We start from the raw sequence: 9,529 nt of genomic DNA, 5'->3' as shown, positions 1-9,529 counted from the left end.
ACGGCGCCGGCCGGAGCGGGAGCCGGCGTGCGGGTCGGCTCGGCCGAGGGCTGAGCAGTCGGCTGAGCGGTCGGCTGAGCGGTGGGCTCAGCAGTGGGCGCGGAACCGTCGGTCGGCGGGGTCGGCGCATCCGTGGGCGGAGTGGGCGCGGAGCCGTCGGTCGGCGGGGTCGGCGGGGTCGGCGCATCCGTCGGCGGCGTCGGTGCTGAGCCGTCGCTCGGGGGCGTCGGCGCGGTGCCGTCGGCGGGCGGGGCCGGCAGCGCGGCGGCGCCGGGGCCCGCGGGACCGCAGTGGCCGGGGCCGGGCGGGGTGGGAGCGGTGCCCTCGGCGGGCGCGTCGGTCGACGGCGCTGCGCTCGACGGCGCTGACGGCGCAGCGCTGGAGCTGGAGTGCAGCGGGGTGGCGCTGGAGGTCGGCGTGCTCGACGGCGTCGCGGCGAAGGCGGCGGTCGAGCCGAGCGCGACGAGTCCGAGGGCGCCGACGGCGATGCCGATGGTCAGGGCGCGCTTCTTCGGACGGCGCGGCCCGAAGCTCGAGCCCTTCTCGGTGGGGGTGGTCGACTCGGTCATGGGTGTCTCCTCGTCCGGCCCGGTGCCGACCCCGTTCGGGATCGGTTGCGGCCGGTTCCATTTCAGATTCGACGGCGAATCTGAAGCCGCACTTAAGAACAGACCCTCCACAGCAGACGCGGGGTGCGCCCCGATCCGCTGCCCCTAGGTTCGAGCACATGCCCTCCTCCGCCCGTGTGCTCCTCATCGAGGACGACGACGCCATCCGCTCCTCCGTCGAGACCGCGCTGCGCAGCGAGCGCTTCACGGTCCGCGGTCTCGTCTCCGGCGAGGACCTCGCCCGCGAGCTGAGCACCTTCGCTCCGGACCTGGTGATCCTCGACTGGATGCTCCCCGGCCCGAGCGGCATCGTGCTCGCCGAGCGGATCCGCCGCAGCAGCGACGCAGCCGTGATCATGCTCACCGCTCGCGACGCCGTCGACGACCGCCTCCGCGGCTTCGACGAGGGCGTCGACGACTACGTGGTGAAGCCGTTCGTGCTCGCCGAGCTCGTCAAGCGCGTGACCGCCGTGCTGAGGCGCCGCGGCCGCATCCCCTCCGTCGTCGAGATCGGCGACCTCGTCGTCGACCCGGAGTCGGGCCTCGCCCGCCGCGGCGGCGTCGCCCTCGACCTCACCGCGACCGAGTTCCGTCTCCTCGCCTTCCTCGCCGGCAACCGCGGCCGCACCCTCACCAAGACGCAGATCCTGACGCAGGTCTGGGGCTACGACCACGTCGACCCGAACCTCGTCGAGGTGCACCTCAGCTCCCTCCGCAAGAAGATGGAGGCGCACGGCGACCGGCTCGTGCACACCGTCCGCGGTCTCGGCTACCGGGTGGAGGCGTGAGCCGCTCCAGGCCGGACGCCCTGCGCACCGGCTCGCTCCGCCTCCGGACGGTCCTGGCCGTGCTCGCACTGCTGGCCGTCCTGCTCCTGGCCCTCTCGGCGACGGTGCAGGCCGTGCTCGGCGAGCGCCTCCGCGACCAGATCGAGGAGCGGCTCCAGGACCGCGCCTCCGCCGCCGCCGCGCTGGTCGGCACGATCGCCGACGACGCCCTCGCCTCCCGGCTCTCGGCGCAGGGCGTCTCGGTGCGGATCACGAGCCCCGAGGGCGAGGACGTCGTGGCCGGGCCGAGCCCCGAGCAGCTGCGCCTGGGCCCGGGAGCCGCCGACCAGCTCGGAGAGCCGCCCTCGCCGCCCGGCACGAGCTCCTCCTCCGGAGCCGTCTCGCCCCGTGCCGCCTCCGCCGCCGTCACCGTCGTCTCGAGCAGCATCGCCGCCGACGACGAGCTGATCACGCTGGAGTCGACCCTCAGCGACGGCACCCGCCTCGAGCTCACCAGCGAGGTCGGCTCGGTCGGCAGCACGCTCGCCCAGCTGAACGGGATCCTGCTCGCCGCGTCGGCCGTGTTCCTCCTGCTGGCCGCGCTCGCGCTGGTCGTCGTGGTCCGCGCGACCCTCCGGCCCCTCGAGCGGATGACCGACGTGGCCCGCGACATCGCGCACGGCGACCGCGGGCGGCGGCTGCGCCCCTCCCGGCCGCGGACCGAGCTCGGCCGCACCGCGACCGCGTTCGACGAGATGCTCGACGACCTCGAGCAGGCCGAGCGCAGCGCCCTCGCCGCCGAGGCGACGGCCCTCGCGGCGGAGCAGCGGATGCGCGCGTTCGTCTCGGACGCCGCGCACGAGCTGCGGACACCGGTGGCCGGCATCCAGGCCGCCGCCGATGCCCTGGTCCGCGGCGACGGCGGCGAGCAGGAGCGCGAGCGCCTGTCGGTGCACGTCGTGCGGGAGTCGCTGCGCGCGGGCCGCCTCGTCCAGGACATGCTGCTGATGGCGCGGCTGGACGAGGGCCTGGCTCTGGAGTCGCGGCCGCTGGACCCGGCGGGCGTCGCCGAGGCCGCGATCGAGCGCCAGGAGCTGCGCCGGCCGGGCCTCGCGATCGAGCTGCACCGGCCCGCCGAGCCGCTCCTGGTCAGCGCCGACGCCGACCGGCTGGGCCAGGTGCTCGGCAACCTCCTCGAGAACGGCGCCCGATTCGCCCGGTCCCGGATCGACGTCGCCGTCGAGGCGGCCGCCGACTCCGTCTCGATCACCGTCGACGACGACGGCCCCGGCATCGCCGAGGCCGACCGCGAGCGCGTCTTCGACCGCCTCGTCCGCCTCGACGACGCCCGCAACCGCGGCGACGGCGGCTCGGGCCTCGGCCTGCCGATCGCCCGCGGACTGGCGCGGGCACTCGGCGGCGACCTGGTGGCGCAGGAGGGACCCGTGGGCGCGCGCTTCCGGGTGACGCTGCCGCGGTCCCGCTGACGGGCAGGCCGTGCCCCGAGGCTCGACGGGCGCGCGGGCACTGCGGACTCGACGTCGCCTTCGTGCTCGACGGCGCCGACGGCGACTTCCCGATCGGCATGGGCGCCGCGTCCGCCGACTTCCGGAGCGTCCTCACCGTCGGGGTCGACCGCGAGGACGGCCGCATCCGCGGCGTCTCCAGCTGGACCGTCGACGGCCGCGAGAGCCGCGTGCCCGTGCGGATCCTGCACCGCTCCGCCACCGTGATCATCGTGGAGCCCCCCCCCGGTCCGGCTCCTCACCGATCCGCGGGCGCGGCGCGGGCGCTGAGCCGGCCTCCCGCGCGAGGGGACGGATCCCCGCCCGACCCGCAGGCGCCGGTGCGATCATGCGCTGACGTGATCCCGCCCGGAGGTCCGCCCGACCCGGAGGAGCACTCGTGACGCAGGAGGTGCAGTCGACCCGGCTGCGGTCGCTCGGGAGCGAGGCGTTCTTCGGGGCGACGGTGGTCGTCGCGGCGGCGTGGTCGGGCGCTCGGGCCTTCCAGCTCTACGGAGGGTGGGGCGTGGTGCTCGCGGTGGCCGCGGTGATCGTCGCGGGGCTCGGCTTCGGGCTCCGACGGCGCGTCGAGGAGCGGTGGTCCCGGCCGAGCCTCGAGAGGCTGCGGGCCGAGCATCCGGACGGCGGTGTCACCGCGGTGCTGAACACTCCGGAGACGCTGGCCTCGCTGCGGACGCTCGCGGTCGCCGGAGCCGCGGTCGACCTCCCGGCGCTGCGCGCGGCGAAGCCGGACCCCGTGCTGCTGGCCGTCGTCACCGCGAGGGCGCTCTCGCTGTTCCGTGCCGACGCGGACCTCTCGCCGATCGCGTTCCTGCCCCTCACCGCCGGGGACGCCCCCGAGTCGGTGACGGGCTACCACCACGGTCACGCGCTCGCGGCTCCCGTTCTCACGGTCCGGCAGCAGGGGACGGAGCAGCGGCTCGCCCTCTTCCCCGCCGACGGCGCGCGGACGATCACCGGTGTCCTCGGCCGCTGAGCGAGGCCCGCTGCGCATCGCCGGGAGTCTCCGCCCCGCGGCGGATCCGGCAGCGTCGCGCCGTGCGTAGCGTCGGGCGATGGACATGTCACTGCTCGGCACCAGCGTGATCGCCGCCCTGTGCGGGGCCGCGTATCTCGGAATCGCGATCCTCGCGGTCGCACAGGTCCTCCGCTCCGGCCTCGATCCCCTGCGGAAGGGCCTGTGGACGATCGCCGTCGTGGTGGCGCCCTTCCTGGGCTCGATGGCGTGGTTCCTCGTCGGGCGGCCCGGAGCGCGAGCCTGAGACGCGGCTCTACATCGGTCCTGGGCTCGTGACCAGGATCGGGACAACGGACCCGGTATCCCGCCTGTGGAGGGAAGGACCACCGGCGAGCGCGGGCTCGCACATCGCTGTCCGCGCGATTCCTGAGCCGAGCCACCAGCCCGCGCCGCCACCACGATCGTGACCAGGAGGCTCACGCACACGCGGAACAGATCGGAGCGGGGTCGTCTGCGCGCGGTCATCGCCGTCCTCCCTGTCAGGGGCCCGGAGTGCGCCCGACCCGTATCGACGCCGTTCCGCCCTGCAGTGTGCCGTGCACCACCGCGCGATTCGTTGCAACCAACAACAAATCACCCGAGCACCCGGCAGAATGGACCAATGACCTCACGGAGCAACTGGGCGGGCACCTACGAGTACCGCGCCGCCGCCATCATCGAGCCGGAGTCCGTCGAGGAGGTGCAGCGCCTCGTCCGCGAGAACGAGCGCGTCCGCGCCCTCGGCAGCCGCCACTCCTTCAACTCCCTGCCCGACACCCCCGGCGCACTGCTGCACCTGGGGCGCCTGGCCTCCGACCCCGTGATCGACGCCGAGGCGAGCACCGTCACCGTCGGCGGCGCCACCCGATACGGCGTCGTCGCCGCGCACCTGCACAGCAACGGCTGGGCGCTGCACAACATGGGCTCGCTCCCGCACATCTCGGTCGCCGGCGCCATCGCGACCGGCACGCACGGCTCGGGCGACCGCAACGCGAACCTCTCCTCCGCCGTCTCGGCCCTCGAGCTCGTCACCGCCGACGGCTCGCTGCGCACGATCCGCCGCGGGGAGCCGGGCTTCGAGGGCGTCGTCGTCGGCCTCGGCGCCTTCGGCATCGTCACCCGCGTGACCCTCGACATCCAGCCGACCTTCGACGTCCGCCAGGACGCGTTCGTCGACCTGCCCTGGGAGCGCGTGCTCGACGACTTCGACGCGATCACCTCCTCCGCCTACAGCGTCAGCCTCATGACGCACTGGTCCTCGCCGACGGTGGAGCAGCTGTGGCTGAAGACCAAGGTGGCGGCGGGATCCGTCGCCGACGTCGACGCGACGCACCTGGGCGCGGTCGCCGCCTCCGCGAGCCTCTTCGCCGTCTCGGAGGGCGTCGACTCCAACCTGAACCCGTTCGGCGGCTCCGTCGGACCGTGGTCCGAGCGCCTGCCGCACTTCCGCCTCGACCGCGAGCCGAGCGCCGGCGACGAGATCCAGAGCGAGTACATGGTGCCGCGCGCGAACGTCCGCGAGGCGATCGTGGCGCTGCGCGCGATCGGCGAGCGGATCGACGACGTCCTGCTCATCACGGAGCTGCGCACCATGGCGGGCGACGACCAGTGGCTCTCCCCCGCCGGAGGCCGCGACAGCGTCGGCGTGCACTTCACCTTCAAGAAGGACCGCGCCGGCGTCGACGCCGTGCTCCCCGCCGTCGAGGGCGCGCTGCTGCCGCTCGGGGCCCGACCGCACTGGGGCAAGCACTTCCTCGCCGGAGCCGACGAGATCGCGCCGCTCTACCCGCACCTCGACGAGTGGCGCACCCTCCGCTCCGAGTGGGACCCCTCGGGCCGCTTCGCGAGCGACTTCCTCCGCGACCGCCTGCTCGGCTGAGCAGCACCCGCCCCGCGGGACCGGACAGGTTCCGCGGGACGGGGCTCGCGGGACACGGCTCACGGGACACGGCTCCCGGCGCGCGGCTCACGCAACGCGACTCGCGGCACGTGGATCACGGGACGCGGCTCACGGGACGCGGCCCACGGGACGCGGCCCACGGCACGCGGCTCACAGGACGCGGCTCGCGCAGACGCGGCTCGCGCAGACGCGGCTCAGAACAGGCGGGCCGCATCGGCGGGCTCGACCAGGTCGCGCACCAGCGCCGGGATCCGCTTCCGGAACGGGAAGAACCCCCGCGACGCCGACGGCCACGCCGCACCGTCCCAGCGGCGGCGCACGGTGACGAGCGCGATCCCCTCGTCGGCGAGAGCCGAGCGGAGCGCCTCCACCCGCTCTCCGACGGGACCGACCGGCGCGTACGGAACGACCACGGTGTCGATCCGCTCGGAGACCGCCCAGTCGACGACCGACCCGGGACGCGCGTCCGCGAGCACCCGCGCCGACCGGCCGCTCGAGTCGGAGGTGCGCTCGGCGGCGTCGGCGAGCGCCGCAGCGGTGAAGGAGGCGACGGCGTCCGAGACCCCGGAGGGCGAGCGCCCGCCCGCGTCCCCGGCGACAGCGCACGCCACGAGGCGCTCGGCCAGACCCGGCTGCTCGGCGAGCAGGCTCTCCGCCTCGAGGTCCTCCTCGTGCAGTAGGAGGCCGGGGCGGGCGCCGAGGGTCCCGACGACGTCGTCACGCTCGAACGGCGCCCGCGGCGGGAAGGGCTCCTCGGTGAGCGCGGGGGCCGTGGTGGCGAGTCCGCTCGGCGAGAAGCGCCCCTCCGTGTACCGGGCGATGTTGGAGGCGGAGGCCAGGTAGGTCTTGCCCGGCGTCTGCAGTCCGGCGACCCACCGCCAGGACAGGGTGTTGGACGCGGCGTCGCCGTCGAGCAGGTGCTGGTAGAAGAAGTCGGCGCCGAGCTGCCAGGGCAGTCCGAGGGTGAAGATCCAGATGCTCGCGAACCACATGCGCGTGTGGTTGTGGAGGTATCCGGTCTCGACGAGCTCGCTCACCCACGCGTCCATCGCGTCGATGCCGCTGCGTCCGCCGATCGCGTCGAGGTACCCGGGCGGAGGATCGCCCGCGGAGGACTCCGCGACCTCGCGGCGGTAGCGGCGCCAGACGTCCGGGTTCTGCTCGAGCCAGCCCTTCCAGTAGGTGCGCCAGAACACCTCCTGGACGAACTTCTCCGCGGCGGTCAGCCGGTGCCGCGCGAGGACCGCGGCGACGACCTCCCGCTCGGTGACGAGGCGGTGGCGGAGGTAGGGCGAGAGTCCGGAGACGTTGTCCCGGGACGGCCCGAGGTCGTGGTTGCGGTCGCGGGCGTAGGCGGAGCCGGCGCGGGTGACGAAGTCGTCGAGCGCCTCGAGACCGGCGGCTCTGGTCGGGATGAACATCGCCCCATCATCGGCGTCGGCCCGGTGAGAACACCGGCAGCGGGCTCACGACTGCGCTCCGGGGACGGAGGCGCCCGCCGCGCGCTCGTCAACGGGGTGACCAGCCCCTCCGACCCGACGTAGCGTCGGGGGACGAGAGGGAGGCCGCCATGCCCCGCGAGGAACAGATCCCGTCCACCATCGAGCGCTCCGACGAGCACGCGCAGAAGCTCTGGTCGGCCGCGCACGACTCCGCCGTCGACAGCTACGGCGACGGCGAGCGAGCCCACCGCACCGCTTTCGCCGCACTGAAGCACGAGTACGAGAAGGTCGGCGACCACTGGGAGCGCAAGGCCGAGAGCGGCCCCTCCGACTCCCGCGCCGAGGGCCGCGGCCGCTCGCCCGGGGGCGAGACGGCCGGCGGAGTGGACGCGAACGCCACGAAGGCGCACCTGATGGACCTCGCGAAGCGCCTGGACGTCTCCGGCCGCTCGCGCATGACGAAGGCCGAGCTCGTCGAGGCCCTGCAGCGCGAGAGCACCCGGCGCACGCGCGACGCGCGCTGACCTGCCCCTCCTCCCCCTGCCCCTCCTCCCCCTGCCCCTGCGCCCCACCGAGGGAACCCCGAATCGTCGAGGGAACCCGCTGTCCGTGGTTCCCTCGACGGTTCGGGGTTCCCTCACCGGGGCGGGGAGGCGGGAGGGGGCAGGGGTCAGGAGAGCGAGTCGCGGACGGCCGCCATGCCCAGCTCCAGCTCGGCGAAGGTGGTCGACAGCGGAGAGAGGCCGATCCGGATGCCGTCGGGCCGCCGGAAGTCCGGCACGATCCCCTCCGCCTGCAGCCGCGGCACGAGGCCGGCGAACGACTCGTGCGCGATGGTCACGTGCGATCCGCGCCGGGCGGGGTCGAGCGGAGTCGCCACCCGCACCCCTCGCGGCACCAGCCACGCGTCGGCCAGCTCCAGCGCGTACGCCGTCATCGCCTCGGACTTAGCGCGCACCGCGGTCATGCCCACCGAGGCGATCAGCGCGATCATGTCCTGCATCGCGAGCATCCCCGTGATCGGCGGGGTCCCGCTGAGGAAGCGCCGCATCCCCTCGGCCGGACGGTAGCCGGGGCCCATCTCGAACATGTCGGCGACGCCCATCCAGCCCTGGACCGGCTGCGCGAGCGAGCCCTGGTGCCGGGAGGCGACGTACGCCCACGCGGGCGCCCCCGGGCCTCCGTTGAGGTACTTGTAGGAGCAGCCGACCGCGAGGTCCGCGCCCCACGCGTCGAGCTCGAGCGGCACCGAGCCGACGGAGTGGGAGGCGTCCCAGAGCACGAGCGCGCCGGCCTCGTGCGCCTGGGCGGTGATCGCCGCGGCGTCGGCGAGGAACCCCGAGCGGTAGGCGACGTGGCTGAGCAGCACCAGCGCCGTCCGCTCGCCGAGCACCGGGGCGAGGTCGTCGGGGCCGACGCCGCTCCCGGGGTCGGAGTCGATCCAGCGGAGCGTGCTGCCGGTCTCGGCCGCGATGCCCTCCAGCACGTACCGGTCGGTGGGGAAGTTGTCGGTGTCCACGACGATCTCGTCGCGCCCCTGCTCCGCCTGGCGGGCGATCGCCGCGCGGGCGAGCTTGTAGAGCAGGACGGTCGTGGAGTCGGCGACGACCGTCTGCCCGGCCGCGGCTCCCAGCACCGCGGAGCCCAGGGCGTCGCCGACCTCGAGCGGCAGGTCGAGCCAGCCCTCCTCCCAGCCGCGGATGAGGCGGCCGCCCCACTCCTCCTCCGCGAACCGCGCGAGCCGGGCGACGCTCGCGCGCAGCGGCCGGCCGAGCGAGTTGCCGTCGAGGTAGGAGCGGATCTCGGGGGTGCGGACGAACAGCTCGGGGCAGTGCGCGAGCGGGTCCTGGGCGTCGAGCGGATGCATGCCCTCACCCTAGGTCGCGGGCGCCGGGCGCGATGCGTGCCGCCGGGGCCTCCCGCCCACTGTCCAGAAGTCGTCGCACTCGGCGTCGACTGCGACGACTCCTGAGCACTCGCGACCCACACCCCCCGGTCCGGTCGCCACTCCTCCGAAGCCGCCGTACTCGCGCTCCGGTACGGTCACTTCCGCGTACTCGCGGAGCCGCCGGCCCCGTCCCGTCCACCGTCGTCGCCGAGTGTGCAGAAGTTGTCGCACTCGAGCTCGAGTGCGACAACTCCTGAACAGTCGCGGGAGCCGGAGGAGAACGGAGCGCGAGCCAGGGGGGCGGACCTGCGAGCACGGCCGCGCACCTGGGAAGTCAACGGGCGGACGCCGCACCCCGCCCCGCCTAGCCTCCGAGGACGGCCCCCGCCGCCTCCCCCGAC

9 protein-coding genes and 1 pseudogene are annotated in these 9,529 nt (G+C 74.6%); 7 read left to right on the top strand and 3 right to left on the bottom strand.

The window, feature by feature from the left end; translation table 11 throughout:
* A pseudogene (locus C5C24_RS18130) lies at window positions 1-569 on the bottom strand (hypothetical protein); the annotation flags it as partial.
* 158 nt (window positions 570-727) lie between these two features.
* Here C5C24_RS18130 and C5C24_RS16985 point away from each other — a divergent pair.
* The 6 genes from C5C24_RS16985 to C5C24_RS16960 all read left to right on the top strand — a co-directional run bounded on the left by C5C24_RS16985 (window position 728) and on the right by C5C24_RS16960 (window position 5,777).
* Window positions 728-1,396, top strand: a complete 669-nt coding sequence (locus tag C5C24_RS16985; protein WP_104277940.1) for a response regulator transcription factor — start codon at window positions 728-730, stop codon at window positions 1,394-1,396.
* Entirely contained in the window at window positions 1,393-2,862 is a 1,470-nt protein-coding gene (locus tag C5C24_RS16980; RefSeq protein WP_104305532.1) for a HAMP domain-containing sensor histidine kinase, read from the top strand. Before C5C24_RS16985 ends, C5C24_RS16980 begins: the two co-directional genes overlap by 4 nt.
* Before the next feature lie 62 nt (window positions 2,863-2,924).
* Window positions 2,925-3,284: a hypothetical protein gene (locus tag C5C24_RS16975; protein WP_104305531.1), complete on the top strand. Its 360-nt coding sequence runs from the start codon at window positions 2,925-2,927 to the stop codon at window positions 3,282-3,284.
* Window positions 3,281-3,877: a hypothetical protein gene (locus C5C24_RS16970; protein ID WP_104305530.1), complete on the top strand. Its 597-nt coding sequence runs from the start codon at window positions 3,281-3,283 to the stop codon at window positions 3,875-3,877. The genes C5C24_RS16975 and C5C24_RS16970 overlap by 4 nt, the downstream gene beginning before the upstream one ends.
* Window positions 3,878-3,956: 79 nt before the next feature.
* Window positions 3,957-4,163 (top strand): PLD nuclease N-terminal domain-containing protein, encoded by a 207-nt coding sequence (locus tag C5C24_RS16965; RefSeq protein WP_104234604.1) that lies wholly within the window; start codon window positions 3,957-3,959, stop codon window positions 4,161-4,163.
* 357 nt (window positions 4,164-4,520) lie between these two features.
* Window positions 4,521-5,777, top strand: a complete 1,257-nt coding sequence (locus tag C5C24_RS16960) for a D-arabinono-1,4-lactone oxidase (protein ID WP_104277933.1) — start codon at window positions 4,521-4,523, stop codon at window positions 5,775-5,777.
* 215 nt (window positions 5,778-5,992) lie between these two features.
* Here C5C24_RS16960 and C5C24_RS16955 read toward each other — a convergent pair whose 3' ends face one another.
* Window positions 5,993-7,219 carry an FAD-binding domain-containing protein gene (locus C5C24_RS16955; RefSeq protein WP_104305529.1) on the bottom strand — a complete coding sequence of 409 codons (1,227 nt, stop codon included), beginning with the start codon at window positions 7,217-7,219 and terminating at the stop codon, window positions 5,993-5,995.
* Window positions 7,220-7,368: 149 nt separating this feature from the next.
* Between C5C24_RS16955 and C5C24_RS16950 the strand changes: the two genes are divergently transcribed.
* Entirely contained in the window at window positions 7,369-7,764 is a 396-nt protein-coding gene (locus C5C24_RS16950; protein WP_104305528.1) for a ChaB family protein, read from the top strand.
* A gap of 146 nt (window positions 7,765-7,910) precedes the next feature.
* On the opposite strand, the gene C5C24_RS16945 is transcribed toward C5C24_RS16950, so the two are convergent.
* The gene (locus tag C5C24_RS16945; RefSeq protein WP_104305527.1) at window positions 7,911-9,107 is read right to left on the bottom strand and encodes a kynureninase; all 1,197 of its coding nucleotides are present in this window, start codon (window positions 9,105-9,107) and stop codon (window positions 7,911-7,913) included.
* Window positions 9,108-9,529 lie beyond the last annotated feature (422 nt).

Origin of the sequence: Rathayibacter sp. AY2B3 (assembly GCF_002931755.1) — a bacterium.
Lineage (GTDB): Bacteria > Actinomycetota > Actinomycetes > Actinomycetales > Microbacteriaceae > Rathayibacter.
This window is presented reverse-complemented; position numbering and strand designations above follow the sequence as displayed.